This window comes from Salmonella sp. SAL00672, from assembly GCF_046552175.1.
Classification (GTDB): Bacteria; Pseudomonadota; Gammaproteobacteria; order Enterobacterales; family Enterobacteriaceae; genus Salmonella; species Salmonella enterica.
On sequence record NZ_JBGDUQ010000004.1, the window covers coordinates 211,732 to 233,081 of the forward strand.

The window sequence follows — 21,350 nt, forward strand, 5'->3', positions numbered from 1 at the left end:
AAGTCCTTTTCAGATACAGCCTCTCTTAATGCCGCTGCAATCGGGTATACTCAGGCGGCAGTCCGGGATATCCAGGGAGAGTCAATTTGCGCGTCAGCCGCTCGTTAACAATTAAACAGATGGCAATGGTTGCGGCCGTTGTCATGGTGTTTGTTTTTGTCTTTTGCACCGTTTTGTTGTTCCATCTGGTACAGCAGAACCGCTACAACACGGCTACGCAACTGGAAAGTATCGCGCGATCTGTTCGGGAACCTCTTTCTTCCGCGATTCTAAAAGCGGATCTCCCCGGCGCGGAAACCATTCTGGAAAGTATTAAACCTGCGGGCGTGGTGAGTCGCGCCGATGTGGTATTGCCGAATCAGTTCCAGGCGTTGCGTAAGCGCTTCATTCCTGAACGCCCCGTCCCGGTTATGGTGACGCGTCTCTTCGAACTGCCGGTACAAATTTCTTTGCCGGTTTATTCGTTGGAGCGTCCTGCCAATCCGCAACCGCTGGCCTACCTTGTATTGCAGGCGGATTCGTACCGTATGTACAAGTTCGTCATGAGCGCGCTCTCTACGTTAGTGACCATTTACTTACTTTTATCGCTGATCCTGACGGTGGCCATCGCCTGGTGCGTAAACCGCCTGATTGTGCATCCGCTGCGCAAAATCGCCCGCGAGCTGAACGACATTCCGCAGCAGGAGCTGATCGGACATCAGCTGGCGTTGCCGCGTCTGCATCAGGATGATGAAATTGGGATGCTGGTGCGCAGCTATAACCTCAACCAGCAGCTTATGCAGCGTCAACGCGAGGAGCAAACGGACAACGCGATGCGTTTTCCGGTTTCCGAGCTGCCCAATAAAGCCTTTTTAATGGCATTGCTGGAACAGGTTATCACCCGCCAACAGACCACCGCGCTTATCATCGTGACGTGCGAAACGTTGCGTGACACGGCAGGCGTGCTGCAAGAAACGCAGCGGGAGATTCTATTACTGACGCTGGTTGAGAAGCTGAAGTCGGTGCTGGCGCCGCGCATGGTGCTTACGCAGGTCAGCGGGTATGACTTTGCCATTATCGCCCACGGCGTTAAAGAGCCGTGGCACGCCATCACATTAGGTCAGCAAATACTCACTATCATTAATGAACGACTGCCCATCCAGGGTATTCAACTGCGCCCAAGCTGCAGTATTGGCATTGCGATGTATTATGGCGATCTGACCGCCGAAGAGCTCTATGGTCGCGCCGTCTCCGCCGCCTTTACCGCGCGCCGAAAAGGTAAAAATCAGATCCAGTTCTTTGACCCGGCGCAGATGGAGGCCGCTCAACAGCGCCTTACCGAAGAGAGCGATATCCTTACCGCGCTGGATAACCATCAGTTTGCCATTTGGCTGCAGCCGCAGGTCGAGATGCGCAGCGGCAACGTATTAAGCGCCGAAGCCTTGTTACGTATGCAACAGCCGGACGGTAGCTGGGAATTACCAGATGGGCTGATTGAGCGCATTGAATCCTGCGGCCTGATGGTCACGGTGGGCTATTGGGTGCTGGAAGAGTCCTGCCGCCAGCTTGCCGCCTGGCAGGAGCGCGGCGTGACATTGCCGCTCTCCGTCAATCTTTCCGCGTTACAGCTCATGCACCCTGGCATGGTGTCGGAGCTGCTGGAATTGTTAAACCGCTATCGTATTCAACCAGGTACGCTGATTCTTGAGGTCACTGAAAGCCGCCGTATCGACGATCCGCACGCTGCCGTCGCTATCTTACGTCCGTTACGTAATGCTGGCGTGCGTATCGCACTGGATGATTTTGGCATGGGTTACGCGGGGCTGCGCCAGTTACAGCATATGAAGTCGCTACCGGTCGATATCCTTAAAATTGATAAAATGTTTGTCGATGGGTTACCGGATGATCACAGTATGGTGACGGCGATTATTCTGATGGCCCGCAGTCTTAATTTACAATTGATTGCCGAGGGCGTGGAGAACGAGGCGCAACGCGCGTGGCTGGAACAGGCGGGAGTCAACGTCGCGCAAGGCTTCCTGTTTGCTCGGCCCGTTCCCGCGGATATCTTTGAAGAACGGTATCTGTCGCACGAAAATCCTGATTACAAAAGTTAAAAAAGGTCGCGCTTGTGCGAGCCAGCTCAAACTTTTTAACATTTTTGTTTCAATTATGATCCTGGCGCATTTCTGTCATGTTGTGTGGGTGTTATTTTAAGGCCGCAGGTTACTCATAACCTTACAAGACCTGTGGTTTTTACTTCAAGGACACCCTATGAAAACCTCTCTGTTCAAAAGTCTTTATTTTCAGGTCCTGACAGCAATCGCCATTGGTATTCTCCTTGGCCATTACTATCCTGAACTGGGCGCACAAATGAAACCGCTTGGCGACGCGTTCGTTAAGCTCATTAAGATGATCATCGCTCCTGTCATTTTCTGTACTGTCGTGACGGGCATCGCAGGCATGGAAAGCATGAAAGCGGTGGGCCGTACCGGCGCGGTCGCGCTGCTTTACTTTGAAATTGTCAGTACGATTGCGCTGATTATCGGTCTTATCATCGTCAACGTTGTGCAACCTGGCGCCGGGATGAACGTCGATCCGGCAACGCTGGATGCGCAGGCGGTGGCCGTTTATGCCGCACAAGCCAAGGAGCAGGGCATTATTGCCTTCCTGATGGATGTCATACCGGGCAGCGTGATCGGCGCGTTTGCCAGCGGCAACATTCTGCAGGTCTTACTGTTTGCGGTGTTGTTTGGTTTTGCGCTGCACCGTTTGGGCAGCAAAGGCCAGCTCATTTTCAATGTGATTGAGAGTTTTTCGCAGGTCATTTTCGGCATCATCAATATGATCATGCGCCTGGCGCCGATTGGCGCATTCGGCGCGATGGCCTTCACCATCGGTAAATACGGCGTCGGTTCTCTGGTGCAACTGGGGCAGCTCATTATCTGCTTCTATATCACCTGTATTCTCTTCGTGGTGGTGGTGCTGGGGACGATTGCACGGGTAACGGGCTTTAGCATTTTTAAATTTATTCGCTATATCCGGGAAGAATTACTCATTGTGCTTGGCACCTCCTCTTCCGAGTCAGCGTTGCCGCGTATGCTCGATAAGATGGAAAAACTGGGGTGCCGTAAGTCGGTGGTAGGGCTGGTGATCCCGACGGGGTATTCGTTCAACCTTGATGGCACCTCTATCTACCTGACGATGGCGGCGGTGTTTATCGCCCAGGCGACCAACAGCCATATGGATATCTTCCACCAGATAACGCTGCTGGTCGTGCTGCTGCTTTCGTCAAAAGGCGCCGCGGGCGTGACCGGAAGCGGCTTTATCGTGCTGGCGGCCACTATCTCCGCCGTGGGCCATTTACCGGTTGCGGGACTGGCGTTAATCCTCGGTATCGACCGCTTTATGTCCGAAGCGCGCGCGCTGACTAACCTGGTGGGTAACGGCGTGGCGACGGTGGTGGTTGCCAAATGGGTGAAAGAGTTAGATCACCAAAAGCTGGACGATGTGCTTAATAATCGTGCGCCGGATGGCAAAACGCACGAAATTTCCTCCTAATCTCGCCACTTATGCCCGTAGTCCCTTCCAGGACTGCGGGTGTTTGCGCATAATTGACCCCTGCGCCCAAAGCATACAGCATGATGCTTAGGGATTATTTCACTTCTTCCGTGACATTTTTAGGTTCTCGCGGTCTAACACGAAGTGTTTTTACGTCATATTCAGGCATCCCTGCCGGGGCTGTCTTTTTATTACCAGGATTGTTGATCAGGGGTTCACATGCAGGGCACAAAAATTCGACTCTTAGCGGGCAGTCTGTTGATGTTGGCCTCTGCCGGCTATGTGCAGGCAGATGCGCTCCAGCCCGATCCGGCATGGCAACAGGGGACGCTGGCTAATGGGTTACAGTGGCAAGTGTTGGCTACGCCTCAGCGCCCCAGCGATCGTATTGAAGTTCGTCTCCAGGTTAATACCGGTTCGCTCACCGAAAGTACGCAACAGAGCGGGTTCAGCCATGCGATTCCCCGTATCGCGCTGACGCAAAGCGGTGGTCTGGATGCCGCACAGGCACGTTCTTTATGGCAGCAAGGGTTTGATCCGAAACGTCCCATGCCGCCCGTTATTGTTTCTTATGATTCCACGCTCTATAACCTCAGTTTACCCAATAACCGTAACGATCTGCTGAAAGAAGCGCTGACCTATCTGGCTAACGTCTCCGGTAAATTAACCATTACGCCAGAGACGGTGAATCATGCGTTAAGCAGCGAAGATATGGTTGCGACGTGGCCAGCAGATACTAAAGAGGGCTGGTGGCGTTATCGGCTGAAAGGGTCGGCGTTATTGGGGCACGATCCCGCGGAACCGTTAAAGCAGCCGGTAGACGCAGCCAAAATTCAGGCTTTCTATGAAAAATGGTACACCCCGGATGCCATGACGCTGATTGTTGTCGGCAACATTGATGCGCGCTCCGTCGCCGAGCAGATCAATAAAACGTTCGGTACGCTGAAAGGTAAACGCGAAACGCCCGCCCCGGTGCCGACGCTTTCGCCGCTGCGGGCGGAATCAGTGAGCATTATGACCGATGCGGTGCGCCAGGATCGTCTCTCCATTATGTGGGATACGCCGTGGCAACCGATTCGCGAGTCGGCGGCGCTGTTGCGCTACTGGCAGGCGGATCTGGCGCGCGAAGCGCTGTTCTGGCATATCCAGCAAGAGCTTACTAAAAATAACGCGAAAGATATTGGTCTGGGGTTTGACTGCCGGGTTCTGTTTCTGCGCGCGCAGTGCGCCATCAACATTGAATCACCTAATGATAAGCTCAATACCAATTTGAGCCTGGTGGCGAATGAACTGGCGAAAGTACGCGATAAAGGTTTGTCGGAAGAGGAGTTTACTGCGCTGGTGGCGCAGAAAAATCTCGAATTGCAAAAGCTGTTCGCGACCTACGCGCGTACCGATACTGACATTTTGACTGGACAGCGTATGCGCTCGCTGCAGAATCAAGTGGTGGATATCGCGCCGGAGCAGTATCAGAAGCTGCGTCAGAATTTCCTCAACAGCCTGACCGTTGATATGCTCAATCAGAATTTACGTCAGCAGTTATCGCAGGAGATGGCATTAATTTTGCTGCAACCGCAAGGCGAGCCGGAATTTAATATGAAGGCGTTAAAGGCGACGTGGGATGAAATCATGGTCCCGACAACTGCCGCCGCTGTTGAAGCAGATGAGGCGCATCCGGAAGTGACGGAGACACCGGCGGCACAGTAAGCTGCCGCCTGCCGGCCCGGTAAGCGCAGCGCCACCGGGCAAGAGCAAATGACTTACTGCGGCATCGCGTCGTGCGGAATAATGGCCCCACGGTACTGAATTACCGTGCTGGCCGTCAGGTGTCCGCGCTTCGCGGCATCCGTCGCGCTGCCGCCCGTCAAACGAACGGCCAGATAACCGGCGCTGAAGGAGTCGCCTGCGGCAGTGGTGTCTATCACTTTCTCTTTCGGCAGTTTTACTGCCGGAACGTCAATGAGCGCCTCGCCCTGAATTGAGACCAGGCAAGAGTCCGCCCCGCGTTTTACCACCACTTCCTGCACGCCTGCCGCATGGGTGCGGGCAATGACCTCTTCCACCGGTTGCTGACCCCATAGCGCGTCTTCATCGTCCAGTGTCAGGAAAGCGATATCAGTACATTCCAGCATCTTTTGATAGACCTGCTGCGTTTCTTCGCGACTTGTCCATAAACGCGGGCGATAGTTATTATCAAAAATGACTTTCCCGCCGTTGGCCCGGCATTCACGCAATAAAGACAGCAGCTTATCACGGCTGGTCGGGCTTAAAATCGCGAGGCTAATGCCGCTCAGGTAGAGATAATCGAAGGTCGCCAGCGCCTCGCAGATAGCCGCTGACTGTTCGCTCTCCAGCCAGAATTTCGCTGCCGCTTCGTTACGCCAGTAGTAGAAGGTACGCTCGCCAGTGTCATCGGTTTCGATGTAATAGAGGCCTGGCAGGCGATTTTCCATCCGCTGCGTTAGCGAGGTATCCACATTTTCATGCTGCCACGCCTCCAGCATCTGTTGGCTGAAACTGTCGGTACCCAGCGCCGTCACATAGTGAACGGCCAGAGCGGCAGAATCGACCTGACGGGCAATATAAACGGAGGTATTCAGCGTGTCGCCGCCGAAGCCGCGCTGAACATCAGCGCCTTTCTGCGACAGCTCAATCATGCATTCGCCAATCACGGCAATCTTTTTAGACATAGTCGTGAACCTGATCTGTAAAAATTAGCGTTAGTGTGCGCTGTGGATGTTTAGTGGTCAATAATATTAAAACATCGGTCCATTATTTTTTTGAGCAAGTGCGTATTTTTGACAAGTTTCGGGGTCTGTTTTTATTTTGCCAGGGACCGAGGGTAAAGTTCTCTGCCTGAACGCCGATAACCTTTGACGAGTCCGGACAGTCACACTCCCATTAACAGGACAACTGAGATGATAAAGCAGGTTATCCAGCAGCTACGCGTTCCTGATGCAGGTATAGAGAATTTGCAGGAACGGCGCTATTGGCTGCAATGCGAGCGTGCCTATACTTACCAGCCGATATACCAGACGGATGGCCGTCTGATGGCGGTTGAACTTCTCACTGTCGTCACTCATCCTGATAACCCTTCCAGACGTATTGCCCCGGATCGTTATTTCGCGGAGTTAGCGGTTCGACACCGCATTGACGTAGTGAAAGAACAACTTCATCAGCTTGAACAAAAAGCGGATTTTTTCACTCGCCATCACTTATTGGCATCGGTCAATGTCGACGGCCCTACGCTGATTGCCATGCGACGACAGCCGGACATTCTGGCAGCGATGGAGCGCTTACCCTGGCTGCGTTTCGAACTGGTGGAACATATTCGTTTGCCGAAAGACTCCTCTTTCGCCTCGATGTGTGAGTTCGGCCCGCTGTGGCTGGATGATTTTGGTACCGGTATGGCCAATTTTTCAGCGCTGAGCGAAGTGCGTTATGACTACATTAAAGTGGCGCGCGAGCTGTTCGTCATGCTGCGTCAGTCCCCGGAGGGACGCAACCTGTTCACTCTGCTGCTGCAACTGATGAACCGCTACTGCCGCGGCGTTATTGTCGAGGGCGTGGAGACGCTGGAAGAGTGGCGTGATGTGCAGCGTTCGCCCGCCTTTGCCGCCCAGGGCTATTTTCTTTCTCGACCCGTGCCGCTGATATCGCTCGAAGAGGTGATTCTGACCCTGTAACGCCAGACTGTTCCCGTAATACGTGGTATTACGAGGCGCGGTCATCCTCCTTTTTCGTCTGGCTGAACTATCTTTAGGACAGGCAAGGGAAGAAGTGAGGAAATAACACATGACTAAAGCAGGCAAAATAACCGCCGCCATCACAGGGACTTTCTTGTTGTTGATCGCCATAGTGATTTTGTTGATCGCAACATTTGACTGGAACCGCCTCAAACCGACCATCAACCAGAAAGTCTCTACCGAATTGAACCGGCCTTTCGCTATTCGCGGCGATTTAGGCGTGGTGTGGGAACGCCAAAAACAGGAGACCGGCTGGCGAAGCTGGGTACCGTGGCCGCATGTTCACGCGGAAGACGTCATTCTCGGCAATCCGCCGGATATTCCGGAAGTTACGATGGTACATCTGCCACGCGTTGAGGCGACGCTTGCTCCGCTGGCGCTCCTGACCAAAACCGTCTGGCTGCCGTGGATCAAACTGGTGAAACCCGACGCGCGTCTTATTCGTCTGTCCGAGAAAACCAATAACTGGACCTTTAACCTCGCGCAAGACAAGAATACGGACCCCAATGCTAAACCTTCCGCCTGGTCCTTCCGGCTGGATAATATTCTCTTCGACCAGGGGCGAATCGCGATCGATGATAAGGTCAGCAAAGCGGATATCACTATTCTGGTCGATCCGTTAGGCAAACCGTTGCCGTTCAGCGAAGTGACGGGAACGAAAGGCAAAGCAGACAAATCCACCGTGGGTGACTATGTCTTCGGCCTGAAGGCGCAGGGGCGTTATAACGGGGAACCGTTGACCGGTACGGGGAAAATAGGCGGTATGCTGGCGCTACGCAGCGAAAGTACGCCTTTTCCTGTGCAGGCCGATTTCCGCTCTGGCAACACGCGGGTGGCTTTTAGCGGCGTGGTGAACGAGCCGATGAAAATGGGCGGCGTCGATCTGCGGCTTAAATTCTCTGGCGATTCACTGGGCGATTTATATGATTTAACCGGCGTGCTGCTGCCGGATACGCCGCCGTTTGAGACCGATGGGCGATTGGTGGCGAAAATTGACGCCGAAAAGTCATCGGTATTTGATTATCGCGGTTTTAATGGGCGCATTGGCGACAGTGATATCCACGGCTCCCTCACTTATACCACCGGTAAACCGCGCCCTAAACTGGAAGGCGATGTCGAATCGCGCCAGTTACGACTGGCCGATCTTGGGCCGCTGATTGGCGTGGATTCCGGGAAAGACGCTGAGCAGTCGAAACGGTCTGAACAGCGCAAAGGCGAGAAGAATGTTCAGCCGGCGGATAAAGTGTTGCCTTACGATCGCTTTGAAACCGACAAATGGGACGTTATGGACGCCGATGTCCGGTTTAAAGGCCGACGTATTGAGCATGGCGGCAGTCTACCGATTAGCGATCTTTCGACCCATATCATCCTGAAAAACGCCGACTTACGTCTACAGCCGCTGAAGTTTGGTCTGGCAGGCGGCAGTATTGTCTCCAACATCCATCTGGAAGGGGATAAAAAGCCAATGCAGGGGCGGGCGGATATACAGGCGCGTCGGCTGAAGCTTAAAGAACTGATGCCGGATGTGGAGCTGATGCAGAAAACGCTGGGCGAGCTGAACGGCGATGCGGATATTCGCGGAACGGGCAACTCGGTCGCCGCGCTGCTTGGCAACAGTAACGGCAATCTGAAATTATTGATGAATGATGGATTGATTAGCCGCAACCTGATGGAAATCGTGGGGCTGAACGTCGGCAACTATATTGTCGGGCAGATTTTTGGCGATGACGAAGTGCGGGTTAACTGCGCGGCGGCGAATCTCAATATTGCGAACGGCGTGGCGCGACCGCAAATTTTTGCTTTTGATACAGAAAATGCGTTGATTAACGTGACCGGTACGGCGAGCTTCGCCTCTGAACAGCTCGATTTAACCATTGATCCGGAAAGTAAGGGGATTCGTATTATTACGCTGCGATCGCCGCTGTACGTGCGCGGGACATTTAAAAATCCGCAGGCGGGCGTCAAGCCCGGCCCGCTGATTGCGCGCGGCGCGGTTGCGGCAGCGCTGGCGGCGTTGGTAACGCCCGCCGCCGCGCTATTGGCGCTCATTTCGCCCTCTGAAGGCGAAGCCAATCAGTGCCGGACGATTTTAACGCAGATGAAGCAGTAACGTGAAACGTCGTGCCGGATGACGCCATCCGGCGCCCTATTACAACGCCTGATGACGCGTCTCATGGGTTAACAGCAGTGCAATCAGCGTCAGCGCCGCCATTGACGCCAGGTAAACCCCTACCGCCGCCAGCCCGTAGTGGCTTTGCAGCCATGCGGCAATATACGGCGCGACGGAAGCGCCCAGAATCGATGAGACATTGTAGGAAAACGATGCGCCGGTATAGCGCACTTCCGTCGGAAATAGCTCCGGCAGCAGCGCTCCCATTGGGCCGAAGGTCAGCCCCATCAGGCTCAGGCCTAACAACAGGAACACGAATACCAGCGCTGGATTGCCTGAACCCAGCAGCGGGGTAAAGGCGAACAACGCGAAGAGAATGATGAGCGTGGTAATGATGACCATGCTTTTCCGACGGCCAAATGCGTCCGCCAGCAGGCCGGCGACGGGCACCATCACGCCGAAACCAATCACCGCCATCATCAGCATCCACAGTATTTCATTGCGCGGCAAGCCAAGCCCCACCGGCGCGGCGGCCGTGCTGTAAGTCATGGAATAGACGGTCATGATATAGAACAGCGTGTAGGTCGCCAGCATAATAAACGTGCCGAGAACGGTTACGCGGACATGCTTCGTCAGCAACGTGCCCAGCGGTATTTTTACCTGTTTTTTCGCTGCGGCGACTTTCGCAAACACCGGCGTTTCATGCAGCGACACGCGCACATACAGGCCGATAATCACCAGCACCGCCGAGAAGATAAACGGCACGCGCCAGCCCCAGCTCATAAACTGCTCGTCGGTCAGCAGCCAGGAGAGCAACAGGAAGGTGCCATTGGCAAAAAAGAAGCCGATCGGCGCGCCCAACTGCGGGAAGGAGCCATACAGCGCGCGTTTGCGCGGCGGCGCATTCTCCGTCGCTAATAACGCTGCGCCGCCCCATTCGCCGCCCAGCCCCAGTCCCTGACCGAAACGCGCCAGCGCCAGCAGCAGCGGCGCGAAAATACCTATCGTCGCGTAGCCCGGTAACAGACCGATAATGACCGTGGAGATCCCCATCGTCAGCAGCGAAGCCACCAGCGTGACTTTGCGGCCTACCCGGTCGCCGAAGTGACCGAATAGCGCAGAGCCAATCGGACGCGCCACAAACGCGATAGCGAAGGTGGCGAGCGATTGTAGCGTTGCCGCAGTGGGATCGCCCTGGGGGAAGAAGATAAGGGGGAACACGATCACCGCAGCGGTGGCGTAAATATAGAAGTCGAAGAACTCAATTGCGGTGCCGATAAGCGAGGCAATAACGACTTTATTGCGTGAGTTTACCGGAACATGTTCCTGCTCATGGTCGAGTGTTGTGGCGGTTGCTTGCATACTATTTTCTTATTTTTAGCGAACGAATAGCCATATTACGCACAGCAAAAGTTATATTTCAATGTGTAACAAAAGCCAAAAATGGTCAAAAAAAGCGCAAAAAGGGGATAATGTTTAAGCCAGCCATTTTGCGTCTATGAAATGCTTCACATAATTTTAGAATTGGTGGATAAAACTGGTTTCAGGTTAAATAAAAGTTAATTACTGGATTTATATGCTGAAACAATGAGATGAGGCGGAAGGACGTGCCTGATTGTACCGCCGGGTACGCTTTACATACCCGGCCTGGGTCCACACAGCAGTAGGCCGAATGACGACGCCGTGCGTGCCATTCGGCAGCAAGCCGCAGACTAGCGTTGCGTTTTACCCGGCATTCGCGGGTCGTCCTTATATTCGGCGGTGGCTATCCAGGCCGCGCAGAATAACGTCAGGCGGGCAAAAAAGTAGAAGAAGGCCATCAGACCGAGTACGGAGCCAAACGCCGCGCCGGAAGGCGATTTCACCAGTGACGGCAGCGTATAGGTCATAATGATTTTAATCACCTCAAAACCGATAGCGGCGATAAATGTCCCGCGAATCAACGCTTTTTTACGGGGACGATGGCGAGGCAGTCGCCAGAAAATCCAGAAAAAAAGTAGATAGTTGGCAAAAATAGAGATGGCCAGACCGATCAAATGCCAGGCCGGTTTTAACCATTCGATGCTGTCGAGATACAAGGCGGAGATGATCATCTGCTGGGCGGAACCGGCGATGGAAGTAATGGACAGCGTAATGATTAAAGCGATTAATAATCCAATCAGCGAGATAAAATCGCGCAGATATTTGAGCCAGATTTTCTCCTGATCCTGCGGCTTGCGCTCCCAGACGTCCCGTGACTGGGCGCGAATCGCTTCCCGCAGGTTGCCCATCCAGTTAACGCCGGAATAGAGCGCGATACCCAGTCCGACCAGCCCTACCGTGGTACGCTGTTGAACCGCCGTATTAATCGTATTTTTAAGCGTGGACGCCAGCGTAGGATCGCTCACATTCATCAATATCTTGCTGAAAATATCTTCCAGTAGATTAGGGTGCGAGGCGAGGATAAAACCTGCTGCGGCAAAGGACACCATCATTATCGGGATCATCGACAGAAACGAAAAGTAGGTGATAGCCGCGCCAAACTGATTACCCAGTCGATCGTTAAAACGTTCGGTCGCGCGAATGAGGTGGGCCACCATTGGTTGACGCTGAATTTTTTGCATCAGGGAGGTGACGGAATGCAACGCCTGATTTGCCTTTTCGTTTTTTTCCGGGGCGTCATGCGGCTGCGTTTCTATTTTTTGTATCGGGTTGTGCTCCAGTTCCTGAATAGGGCGTTTTACGTCATTTTCCTGCGTCATCAGGTCGGTAGTCCTTCATCATTAATAGAATATGTCAGTATAGCTTCTCCCCGGTGGATGCTGAAAATGCGGCTACTCTGCGGCCTCTTTAATGGTTTCAGTCAGCCATACCATAAACAGGTGTACCCGGCGGGAAAGATTACGGCGATGGGGATAATGCAGCGTCACCGGCAGTGGAGCGGCGCGATATTGCGGTAAAATTTCAATGAGCGTTCCGGCGCGTAACGCCTCCCGTACAGCAATGCGCGGCGTCTGAATGATCCCTAATCCTGCCAGACAGGCCGTATGCCAGGTCTCTGTACTGTTTACCGTTAGCATTCCGCCGGTTTTTACCCACTGCATACCGTGGGGAGTTTCAAAGGCAAAACCCGGTGAAGAGACTCCCGGCGTCAATGAATAATGCACCACCGCATGTGAGGCGAGGTCGTCAAGGTTTTCTGGATACCCAAAGCGCGCCAGGTATTGTGGGCTGGCGCAGTTCACCCTTCTCAGTTTGCCAAGCGGGCGCGTCAGTATCCCTGGCGCATGTAGCGGCTCTGTGCGCACCACGCAGTCGAAATCTTCCCGTAGTAAATCGACTTGTCGATCGCTACTACAAAGTTCCAGCGCAATGCCGGGATACTGATGCAAAAAAGTGGGCAGGCGCGGCATGATAAGGCTGTTTGCGAGACATGGCGGTATATCTACCCGTATTTTGCCGCTGATACTGGCGGGATCAGGCTGGAAAAGACCTTCCAGTTCATCCAGGTTACTCAACAGATCTTTTGCCCGTTCGTAGTAAACCATACCGTCCTGAGTAAGCTGTACCCGCCGGGTGGTGCGGTGGAGCAGGCGGATGCCCAGTTGATGTTCTAACGCTTGTATTTGCCGTGAGACGCTGCCTTTGGGAAGGCCGATATCTTCTGCTGCACGGGAAAAACTTTCCCGTTCCGCCACGCGTACAAACAATTTCATTGCATATATTTTATCCATCATCAGGCTCTATTATTGTTTTTATTGAAACAGTGACGCTGAAGCGGCTGGTTTTATTGATTTTCTAGCATCTAATAAGCCCTTTCGCAATCATTGCTCGCGTGACGAATACGTCTGATCGCGTTGCGCGGCGGATTTATCGCCTTCCGGCCAGGCTTTTTAGCGCCAAAAAGCCGATAAACGGGACGAGGGCGGTAAAACACGCCGATAACAGCGGGTGTAGTGGGGCAGAGAAATGCATGTACATACACGGTATTGTCATTGACCCATCGTCGCGGTTTTCAGGCGGATTGGCTATTTTTTAACAAAATGTGCTACTTTATTTTTTGTAACACATCAGGCGAAAAGCAGATATTTCCTTTGTGACGCGCCAGGCGTACTCTTCATTAAATTAATATTCAAATTAGCCTTGGCTGTTCGCGCTAATAAGATATTCCTTACTTTAAAACGCTAATTTTAGCGAATTCTGTAATCCCGATGTTGAAGCTGTAAATATTCATAACCTTTCTCTTCCTCAACCAATGACTATCGGTAAAATGGCCTATACCAAATGGCGACTTCTTATTTTACCCTACGGGTAATACCCTTCCTCATCTTGAGACTATTATCTTACCCAGGTGGAGAAAAGTAATGCAGGTAATCATGTTTGACAGGCAGTCAATATTTATTCATGGAATGAAAATCAGTTTGCAACAGCACATTCCAGGAATAAGTATCCAGAGTGTCGGTCAGGCAGAAGAACTCTGGCAAAAAATAGAAAGCGCGCCGGATGCGCTGGTCATGCTTGATAGCGGCCTGGATGCTGAATTTTGCCGCGAGGTGTTACAAAGAATCGCGCAGCAATTTCCGGAGGTGAAGATTATTATCACGGCGATGGATGGCAGTCAAAAGTGGCTGCATGAAGTCATGCAATTTAACGTTCAGGCCGTGGTGCCACGCGATTCTGATGCCGAAACCTTTGTCCTTGCGCTCAATGCTGTCGCTCGCGGGATGATGTTTTTACCGGGGGATTGGTTAAATTCAACGGAGCTGGAGTCCCGTGATATAAAAGCGTTAAGCGCCCGCCAGCGGGAAATTTTACAGATGCTTGCCGCAGGAGAATCAAATAAACAAATTGGGCGGGCGTTAAATATTAGTACCGGGACGGTTAAAGCGCATCTGGAGTCGCTTTACCGGCGGCTGGATGTAAAAAATCGTACCCAGGCCGCCATGATGTTAAATGAATCGAATTAACGACGTTAAATTCGCAGTCCGCTTATTTCTGGCTGTGAAATATCACCCGTATTGATTAATGATAAAAAACGCTGATGTCCGATGCTGAACATCAGCGCAATAAGCGTTTCGCGTTGAAACCGATCATTAAGTTCCGGCAAACAATTCTGTAGCAGCATATCGCAGCTATTGAGGTCATCCAGCAAGAATGCCTCCGCCTGTTCGGGCGTAATGAACGTCAGCGTCTCATCCGGCGTCAACATATGTCCGTAACCAATCACCCAGTTACCCTGCCGATCGCGATACTTTTCCAGCGACAGACCCTGCCACTGTTTAATAAACGCGATGCAGGCGGAGCTAAAGCGAGATGAAATGTGCGGCATGGCATCTTTCTCATAAAAAGCGCGATTATAAAGTGTGCTGCACGCGTGGCTAGCGGTCAGACGGCCAAACGCAGGCAGGGAAAAGGTCTATGCCGTTCAGCGTCACGCCGCGTTGACAGAATGAAAAACTGATGTTTTTGGTTAGTAACCGATCTTCTTATAAATTTGCAATCATTAAGATTAAGTCACTGAAATGTGGCTAAATCTGTTATATCTATGAAAAAACATAATTAAAAGAAAACGAAGATCTCGTCGCGGGATCGTCTTTTTAGGGAAGATAATGACGAATAGCGCTTCGCAGGCGACACGCGCGCCTTTTGAACATAGCCTGGGGATTATCCGCCAGGCATCAATAGAAATCCTGCTGCTGCTGGGTATTCATACCACAGAGGGAAAAGAGCCCCGGTGGTTCATGGAACAACTTGAGCAGGCGCGTCTTAACCTGGGCGGTTGGGGCGCGGTGGCGAAAAAATTGCGGATAAATGACGCGCAGTTGAGCCAGTTTATGCTGCAACTGCGTCACCTTCAGCAGCATGTTCCCCAGTATGACAGCGGGCAAGAGGTGAGCGAAAATCAACTCCTTGCCGCGTTGCGTTTTGTCACCTCGCTGGAACATCTACGTCAGCAGCAGCCGCTACTGACGTATCAAACTGAGCTGGAAGAACCCGACCAGGAGGCGCATCTTGAGGCGCAGCGTCAGCTTCGGGCGATAGAACTGACGTTAAAAGCGCTTATTGCGCGCGCATGGCCGGATCGGGCGTCGCTGAATTACTACCTCAAGCAACATTTTGGCCCGGACCGTTTGCGCCAGTGGTTAAAACAGGGAGAAGATCAACATGCGCTGGAGGGCATGTTGTTCAGCGAACTGGCGCTTATGGTGGTTGATAAAAAATTGTTTGCCCGTCATTACGTCAGAATTTTTAATGACGCCTCAGCGTTAACGCTGTTCGCCGAGTCGCGCACCACTCTGCGTATGTTTCTGGATGATTGTCGCCTCGCGCGAAACGAGGTTATCGCCAGGCAGCCACTCACCTCAGCGCAGCTTATGCTGCTAAACGTTCAGTATCAGCAAATCGTTCGGCCCATCCAGCGCGCCTATGCCGAAAAACGTACCCGCGTGAATCCCGCTTCGTTTCTGCTGGCGGATGAACGTGAATTGCGCCAGTTCTGGGAAACCGCGCGGCTTAAAGATCGGCAGGCCGGGGGAGATAAGCATGAGATTAGCGAGAGCATAGAACCACCGCGTAAGCGACCTCCGCGTACGCCTGAAGAGCGTGAGCAACTTATTTCCGGCGCTTTGTGGGGCGGGGTTGGCGTCATGACGCTGGCGATACTGGCGGGCGCGTTCTGGCTATTTAGTTCGTCGTCGCCAGGCTCCGATAACGGGCAAGCGCCCGCAATGGCGCAGGATGAACCACCGCGCGAGGCGCCTTCCGCGCGGGAAACGCTCAATCATATGGGGATTACCTGGGATGCGTTTACCATGCGGGCGGCGATAGAGCGCAATGATACGCGGGTGACGGCGCTGTTCCTCCAGGGTGGAATGAACTGGCAGCTCGCGTGGACGGAGCAAGCGTTTGCGGCAGGACATACCGAGGTGCTGCAACTGTTGTTGCGTTATCCCGCGCTGATGGATGAGGTCAAACCCTGCCGACGATTTATCACAACGTTAAGTCATGACATGTCGAGCGGCGCGCCGCTGACCGCGATGCATAAAACCTATTTGCAAACGTTTTGCACCGTTCCGGCTGTTGTGACGCGCCAGCAGTACGATACGGAGCAGGCCCGGCTGCGCGCTCAGGCCCGGCCCAGCGCAGACAATAAAAAATGGCTGAAAATTCAGTCAGCCATTTATGATGCGATTCACTGAGCCCGGAGCAGGTTAAGGCTCTCCGTAAAGGCCAATCAGGCGGCGCACCACGCCATTGGTCCAGCCGAACCCATCCTGTAGCGGATACTCGCCCCCGCCGCCTTCGCGGGGCGTACCGCCGGAAATATGGTATTTCTCGATCAGTTTATGGTGCTCCTGATAAAAATGGTTCACTGTTTTTAACCAGTTATGGGCGATTTCATCGCCCAGCATATCGTCGCCATACCGTTTGAAGCCCTGAATCGCCATCCATTGCAGCGGTGCCCAGCCGTTCGGTTTATCCCACTGTTCGCCGGTTTCGTATTCGGTCGCCATAATCCCGCCGGGCGTTAACAGACGGCTGCGTACCACATTTGCCAGACGGTCGGCCTGCTCGTGGTTCGCCATACCGACATACAGCGGCACGATACTGGCGGCGGAAAAGAGCGCCATTTCTTCGCGTCGCCAGTCATAGTCCCGATAACAGCCGTTTTCATCATCCCACAGATAATGGTTCACGGCGGCGCGTCGATCGCTGGCTTTCTGGCGAAATAGCGCCTCGGTGTCACGTTCGCCTTTCAGCGCTGAAATATTGGCGATAGCGCTCTCCAGTTTATACAGAAAAGCGTTCAAATCGATAGGGATAAACTGGGTCGTACGTATGCTGGCAAGCCGGCCCGCATCGCGTAGCCAGCGTGAAGAATAGTCCCAGCCGGACGCCGCCCCGGCGCGCAAATCCCGGTAGACTTCATTGGGCGGACGACCGGAGTGTTTTGCGGTTTCGACATCTTCCAGCCAGGACTCGTCGCGCGGCGTGTCGCGATCGTCCCAGTAGCGGTTCAGCAGGGAACCGTCCGGCATCCGCACAACGTGGCGATAAGCCTGGTTGAGCGCCAGCGATTCGGCGCCGTCCATCCAGAAGGCGTATTCCATTTTGAGATGGTCGAGATAACGCCGCGCGCCGCGTACGCCATCTTCTTCGAACAGTTCAACCATCAGGGCGAAAACCGGCGGCTGCGAGCGGCTCAGATAATAGGTCCGGTTGCCGTTGGGAATATGGCCATAGTTTTCAATCATCCAGGCGAAATTATCCGCCATACATTTAAGTAAGTCTTCGCGCCCGCTTTCCGCCAGACCCAGCATGGTAAAATAAGAGTCCCAATAATAGGTTTCGCTAAAACGGCCTCCCGGCACGATATAGGATTGCGGCAGCGCCAGCAGCGAAGACCACGGAATATGATCCTGCGGTTCGCGCGTCAGTATCGGCCAAAGCTGGTCAATATGTTCTTTGAGCGAGTTTTCGGGGTTAGAGACATACTCGCTGGATAAGGTTTCCGGTAGCCAGAAATGGTTCTCGACGAAGCGGCGTAAGTCAAAATCACGGTGGCGTCTGACCTTACGATAGCGGATCAGGATATCAAGCGGGTCCATCTTCGGCGCGCAGTCCGGGAACGTTTTACTATCTGGAAACAGTTTTGTTGACTGTACATGCTCGAACAGTTCGAGATACCGATCGGCAGGGGTCAGGGCGTCAGAGGCGGGAAGCCCCTCGATCATCTCCGGCTCCGGTTCCGCCTCGATCATTTCATCCAGCTTTAACTCGCACGGGTCTGTTTCATAAAGCAGATCGACATCAATAGTCAGATCTTCAGAAGGCGTGGGGTTTAATTTCTGGTTGAGCATAATGACAAGGACCTCCGGCTTGCGTCGTAAAAGATACGGGTGTTGCCCGGCTGTCTATTAAGCGTAGACATTCGCTTCGATACCTGAGTGGCAAAGTGTGCGGTAGATCACATTTCGCAATTTACCTCTCAAGAAAAACAATTTATAACTTACTGAATAGTATTGCGAAAATCCTATTTTCATGACGCCCGCCCCAGACCTAAAATCAGAACATTCGTTTCATAGCGGTATCACTACGTCACCGCATGGCGTGGATTCACAAGCAAAGGTAACGTAAATAGTTATAATACAAGCTATGGCACCATGATAATACAAATGGATACAAATGATCGAGCAACCCGACAGTAAAAGCGCTAAACCGCTTTATAAGCAGCTTGAAGCCGCCTTAAAAGAGGCCATTGCGCGTGGAGAGTATAAACCAGGCCAGCAGATCCCGACGGAAAATGAACTGAGCGCGCGCTGGCAGGTGAGCAGGGTCACGGTCCGTAAGGCGTTGGATGCGCTGACGCGTGAAAATTTGCTGACCCGTGTCTCCGGCAAAGGCACCTTTGTCTCTGGTGAGAAATTTCAGCGCAGTATGACCGGCATCATGAGTTTCAGCGAGTTATGCCAGTCCCAGGGACGTCGCCCGGGGTCACGCACCATCAAATCCGTTTTTGAATCGGTAGACGATGAGACAAAAGCGTTACTGAATATGAACGATGGCGAAAAAGCGGTCGTCATTGAACGTATCCGCTATGCCGACGATGTGGCGGTATCGCTGGAAACCGTACATCTTCCCCCTCGTTTTGCGTTTTTGCTGGACGAAGATCTTAATAATCACTCTTTGTATGAATGCTTACGCGAGAAACACCACTTATGGTTTACCCACTCCCGTAAGATGATCGAACTGGTTTATGCCAGTTTTGAAGTCGCCCATTATCTTGGCGTCAACGAGGGTTATCCGCTGATCCTGATAAAAAGTGAAATGATTGATAACAAAGGAGAACTCTCCTGCGTTTCGCAACAGTTGATTGTCGGCGATAAAATACGGTTTACCGTATGATGTCAGCATTACGCTAACGAAGAGCAGGCTGAATCGGGATCCAGATCGCGGATCCCGATTTTTTTTGGTTTCCATCTTGATCAAATGTCTTTAAATGTCATATAAAAATAATAATACATTATGAGTCATTTATGGCGAATCCTCGCCTGTATCATTGATGGAACCAGAGGAAAGCATGATGGGTATGAAAGAGACAGTTAGCAATATTGTGACCAGCCAGGCAGAGAAAGGAGGCGTTAAACATGTCTATTATGTGGCGTGCGGCGGTTCTTATGCGGCGTTCTATCCGGCGAAAGCATTTTTAGAAAAAGAAGCGAAAGCGTTGACTGTCGGTCTGTATAACAGCGGAGAATTTATTAACAACCCGCCGGTAGCGCTGGGAGAAAATGCCGTTGTGGTTGTCGCCTCCCACAAAGGTAATACGCCAGAGACAATTAAAGCGGCTGAAATCGCCCGTCAGCACGGCGCGCCGGTCATTGGTTTAACCTGGATAATGGATTCACCGTTGGTGGCGCATTGCGACTATGTGGAAACGTACACGTTTGGCGACGGTAAAGATATTGCCGGAGAGAAAACGATGAAAGGCCTGCTGAGTGCGGTCGAACTGCTCCAGCAGACGGAAGGGTATGCGCACTACGACGATTTTCAGGATGGCGTCAGCAAAATCAACCGTATCGTCTGGCGCGCTTGCGAGCAGGTAGCGGAGCGTGCGCAGGCGTTCGCGCAGGAATATAAAGACGATAAAGTCATTTACACCGTCGCCAGCGGCGCAGGCTATGGCGCAGCCTACCTGCAGAGCATCTGTATCTTTATGGAAATGCAATGGATACATTCCGCCTGTATTCATAGCGGTGAGTTTTTCCACGGGCCGTTTGAAATTACCGATGCGAATACGCCTTTCTTATTCCAGTTTTCCGAGGGCAATACGCGGGCGGTGGATGAACGCGCGTTAAACTTCCTGAAAAAATATGGCCGCCGGATTGAAGTTGTCGATGCGAAAGAACTGGGGCTATCGACCATTAAAACCACGGTTATTGATTACTTTAACCACTCTCTCTTTAATAACGTTTATCCCGTTTACAATCGGGCGTTAGCTGAGGCGCGTCAGCATCCGTTAACGACGCGCCGCTATATGTGGAAAGTGGAATATTAATTACATCAGGATGGATAAAAAAGCAGGGACGCTTTTTATTGTAAAGACAAACAAGGAATAATGATGAGCATCAGCGTATTGGGTATTGGCGACAACGTTGTCGATAAATACCTGCATTCCGGCATCATGTACCCCGGCGGTAATGCATTAAATTTTGCTGTCTATGCGAAATTAGCAGACATCCCCAGCGCGTTTATGGGGGCGTTTGGCAATGACGACGCCGCGCAGCACGTACAGGATGTATTACACCAGCTACAGATAGACATCTCTCACAGCCGCCATTATACCGGCGAAAATGGGTATGCCTGTATCCGTCTCACGCATGGCGATCGGCAATTTGTCGCCAGCAATAAAAACGGCGTATTGCGGGAACATCCTTTTAACCTGTCTGACGACGATCTTCGCTATATATCACAATTTACCTTAGTCCATTCCAGTATTAACGGCCACCTGGAATCGGAACTGGAGAAAATTAAACAACAAACCGTCTTACTCTCTTTTGATTTTTCCGGGCGCGGTACAGACGACTATTTTGAAAAGGTATGCCCGTGGGTAGATTATGGATTTGTCTCCTGTAGCGGGTTATCGCCAGATGAAATCAAAATAAAACTCAATAAACTTTATCATTATGGCTGTCGGCATCTTATTGCCACCTGCGGGCATGAAAAAGTTTATTATTTTTCCGGCAGGGATTATCTGGAGTGGCAACCTGCTTATATCGAACCTGTCGATACGCTGGGCGCAGGCGACGCCTTCTTAACCGGTTTTTTGCTTTCCATTTTGCAATCGGGTATGGCGGAACCCGATAAAGAAAGCGTGCTACGCGCCATGCGGCAGGGCGGGAAATCGGCGGCGCAGGTGTTATCTCATTACGGCGCATTTGGTTTTGGTAAACCGTTTGCACAATAGGTTACGTCCC

At 52.3% G+C, this 21,350-nt stretch carries 16 protein-coding genes; 10 read left to right on the forward strand and 6 right to left on the reverse strand.

The annotated features are described in order from the left end of the window. The first annotated feature begins 86 nt into the window (after positions 1-86). The 3 genes from hmsP to ACLJTG_RS13575 all read left to right on the forward strand — a co-directional run bounded on the left by hmsP (position 87) and on the right by ACLJTG_RS13575 (position 5,244). On the forward strand, positions 87-2,093 hold the full coding sequence (hmsP, locus tag ACLJTG_RS13565) for a biofilm formation regulator HmsP (RefSeq protein ID WP_001266357.1): 2,007 nt from the start codon (positions 87-89) through the stop codon (positions 2,091-2,093). Positions 2,094-2,250: 157 nt separating this feature from the next. Next, on the forward strand, positions 2,251-3,537 hold the full coding sequence (gene dctA / locus ACLJTG_RS13570; RefSeq protein WP_000858228.1) for a C4-dicarboxylate transporter DctC: 1,287 nt from the start codon (positions 2,251-2,253) through the stop codon (positions 3,535-3,537). 219 nt (positions 3,538-3,756) lie between these two features. Beyond that, the gene (locus ACLJTG_RS13575; protein ID WP_001163182.1) at positions 3,757-5,244 is read left to right on the forward strand and encodes a M16 family metallopeptidase; all 1,488 of its coding nucleotides are present in this window, start codon (positions 3,757-3,759) and stop codon (positions 5,242-5,244) included. A gap of 53 nt (positions 5,245-5,297) precedes the next feature. On the opposite strand, the gene ACLJTG_RS13580 is transcribed toward ACLJTG_RS13575, so the two are convergent. Next, positions 5,298-6,227 (reverse strand): sugar kinase, encoded by a 930-nt coding sequence (locus ACLJTG_RS13580; protein WP_000037575.1) that lies wholly within the window; start codon positions 6,225-6,227, stop codon positions 5,298-5,300. A gap of 228 nt (positions 6,228-6,455) precedes the next feature. Here ACLJTG_RS13580 and pdeH point away from each other — a divergent pair, with 228 nt between their 5' ends. Both pdeH and ACLJTG_RS13590 read left to right on the forward strand, forming a co-directional pair. Continuing rightward, complete coding sequence (gene pdeH, locus ACLJTG_RS13585) at positions 6,456-7,223, forward strand: cyclic-guanylate-specific phosphodiesterase (RefSeq protein WP_000595626.1); 768 nt, start codon at positions 6,456-6,458, stop codon at positions 7,221-7,223. A 109-nt stretch (positions 7,224-7,332) separates the two neighbouring features. Next, positions 7,333-9,393: an AsmA family protein gene (locus ACLJTG_RS13590; RefSeq protein WP_064047133.1), complete on the forward strand. Its 2,061-nt coding sequence runs from the start codon at positions 7,333-7,335 to the stop codon at positions 9,391-9,393. A gap of 39 nt (positions 9,394-9,432) precedes the next feature. On the opposite strand, the gene ACLJTG_RS13595 is transcribed toward ACLJTG_RS13590, so the two are convergent. The 3 genes from ACLJTG_RS13595 to ACLJTG_RS13605 form a co-directional block, all read right to left on the reverse strand. Further along, the gene (locus tag ACLJTG_RS13595; protein WP_079897585.1) at positions 9,433-10,755 is read right to left on the reverse strand and encodes an MFS transporter; all 1,323 of its coding nucleotides are present in this window, start codon (positions 10,753-10,755) and stop codon (positions 9,433-9,435) included. Positions 10,756-11,105: 350 nt separating this feature from the next. After that, entirely contained in the window at positions 11,106-12,134 is a 1,029-nt protein-coding gene (yhjD, locus tag ACLJTG_RS13600; RefSeq protein ID WP_023241050.1) for an inner membrane protein YhjD, read from the reverse strand. A 72-nt stretch (positions 12,135-12,206) separates the two neighbouring features. Further along, on the reverse strand, positions 12,207-13,106 hold the full coding sequence (locus ACLJTG_RS13605; protein ID WP_000358046.1) for a LysR family transcriptional regulator: 900 nt from the start codon (positions 13,104-13,106) through the stop codon (positions 12,207-12,209). Positions 13,107-13,736: 630 nt separating this feature from the next. On the opposite strand from ACLJTG_RS13605, the gene ACLJTG_RS13610 reads away from it, so the two are divergent. Then, a complete protein-coding gene (locus ACLJTG_RS13610) occupies positions 13,737-14,339 on the forward strand; it encodes a response regulator transcription factor (protein ID WP_001196081.1) in 603 nt (200 codons plus the stop codon). Positions 14,340-14,344: 5 nt separating this feature from the next. On the opposite strand, the gene ACLJTG_RS13615 is transcribed toward ACLJTG_RS13610, so the two are convergent. After that, on the reverse strand, positions 14,345-14,701 hold the full coding sequence (locus ACLJTG_RS13615; protein ID WP_001120252.1) for a glycoside hydrolase family protein: 357 nt from the start codon (positions 14,699-14,701) through the stop codon (positions 14,345-14,347). A 280-nt stretch (positions 14,702-14,981) separates the two neighbouring features. Between ACLJTG_RS13615 and ACLJTG_RS13620 the strand changes: the two genes are divergently transcribed. Then, a complete protein-coding gene (locus ACLJTG_RS13620; protein WP_410959005.1) occupies positions 14,982-16,571 on the forward strand; it encodes an STY4199 family HEPN domain-containing protein in 1,590 nt (529 codons plus the stop codon). 12 nt (positions 16,572-16,583) lie between these two features. On the opposite strand, the gene ACLJTG_RS13625 is transcribed toward ACLJTG_RS13620, so the two are convergent. Beyond that, positions 16,584-18,233, reverse strand: a complete 1,650-nt coding sequence (locus ACLJTG_RS13625; protein ID WP_000934257.1) for an alpha,alpha-trehalase — start codon at positions 18,231-18,233, stop codon at positions 16,584-16,586. 325 nt (positions 18,234-18,558) lie between these two features. Here ACLJTG_RS13625 and ACLJTG_RS13630 point away from each other — a divergent pair, with 325 nt between their 5' ends. The 3 genes from ACLJTG_RS13630 to fraD all read left to right on the forward strand — a co-directional run bounded on the left by ACLJTG_RS13630 (position 18,559) and on the right by fraD (position 21,340). After that, entirely contained in the window at positions 18,559-19,278 is a 720-nt protein-coding gene (locus tag ACLJTG_RS13630; RefSeq protein ID WP_000572565.1) for a GntR family transcriptional regulator, read from the forward strand. A gap of 175 nt (positions 19,279-19,453) precedes the next feature. Next, positions 19,454-20,431, forward strand: a complete 978-nt coding sequence (gene fraB / locus ACLJTG_RS13635) for a 6-phosphofructose-aspartate deglycase (protein WP_077906047.1) — start codon at positions 19,454-19,456, stop codon at positions 20,429-20,431. Positions 20,432-20,494: 63 nt separating this feature from the next. Continuing rightward, positions 20,495-21,340, forward strand: coding sequence for a fructose-aspartate kinase (fraD, locus tag ACLJTG_RS13640; protein WP_079951233.1), 846 nt, complete (start codon positions 20,495-20,497; stop codon positions 21,338-21,340). Positions 21,341-21,350 lie beyond the last annotated feature (10 nt).

Bases quoted from the DNA above. Each gene is read 5' to 3' on its own strand.
- dctA (WP_000858228.1), top strand. From the start codon at position 2,251: ATGAAAACCTCTCTGTTCAAAAGTCTTTATTTTCAGGTCCTGACAGCA.
- ACLJTG_RS13575 (WP_001163182.1), top strand. From the start codon at position 3,757: ATGCAGGGCACAAAAATTCGACTCTTAGCGGGCAGTCTGTTGATGTTG.
- ACLJTG_RS13580 (WP_000037575.1), bottom strand. From the start codon at position 6,227: ATGTCTAAAAAGATTGCCGTGATTGGCGAATGCATGATTGAGCTGTCG.
- pdeH (WP_000595626.1), top strand. From the start codon at position 6,456: ATGATAAAGCAGGTTATCCAGCAGCTACGCGTTCCTGATGCAGGTATA.
- ACLJTG_RS13590 (WP_064047133.1), top strand. From the start codon at position 7,333: ATGACTAAAGCAGGCAAAATAACCGCCGCCATCACAGGGACTTTCTTG.
- ACLJTG_RS13595 (WP_079897585.1), bottom strand. From the start codon at position 10,755: ATGCAAGCAACCGCCACAACACTCGACCATGAGCAGGAACATGTTCCG.
- yhjD (WP_023241050.1), bottom strand. From the start codon at position 12,134: ATGACGCAGGAAAATGACGTAAAACGCCCTATTCAGGAACTGGAGCAC.
- ACLJTG_RS13605 (WP_000358046.1), bottom strand. From the start codon at position 13,106: ATGGATAAAATATATGCAATGAAATTGTTTGTACGCGTGGCGGAACGG.
- ACLJTG_RS13610 (WP_001196081.1), top strand. From the start codon at position 13,737: ATGCAGGTAATCATGTTTGACAGGCAGTCAATATTTATTCATGGAATG.
- ACLJTG_RS13615 (WP_001120252.1), bottom strand. From the start codon at position 14,701: ATGCCGCACATTTCATCTCGCTTTAGCTCCGCCTGCATCGCGTTTATT.
- ACLJTG_RS13620 (WP_410959005.1), top strand. From the start codon at position 14,982: ATGACGAATAGCGCTTCGCAGGCGACACGCGCGCCTTTTGAACATAGC.
- ACLJTG_RS13625 (WP_000934257.1), bottom strand. From the start codon at position 18,233: ATGCTCAACCAGAAATTAAACCCCACGCCTTCTGAAGATCTGACTATT.
- ACLJTG_RS13630 (WP_000572565.1), top strand. From the start codon at position 18,559: ATGATCGAGCAACCCGACAGTAAAAGCGCTAAACCGCTTTATAAGCAG.
- fraB (WP_077906047.1), top strand. From the start codon at position 19,454: ATGATGGGTATGAAAGAGACAGTTAGCAATATTGTGACCAGCCAGGCA.
- fraD (WP_079951233.1), top strand. From the start codon at position 20,495: ATGAGCATCAGCGTATTGGGTATTGGCGACAACGTTGTCGATAAATAC.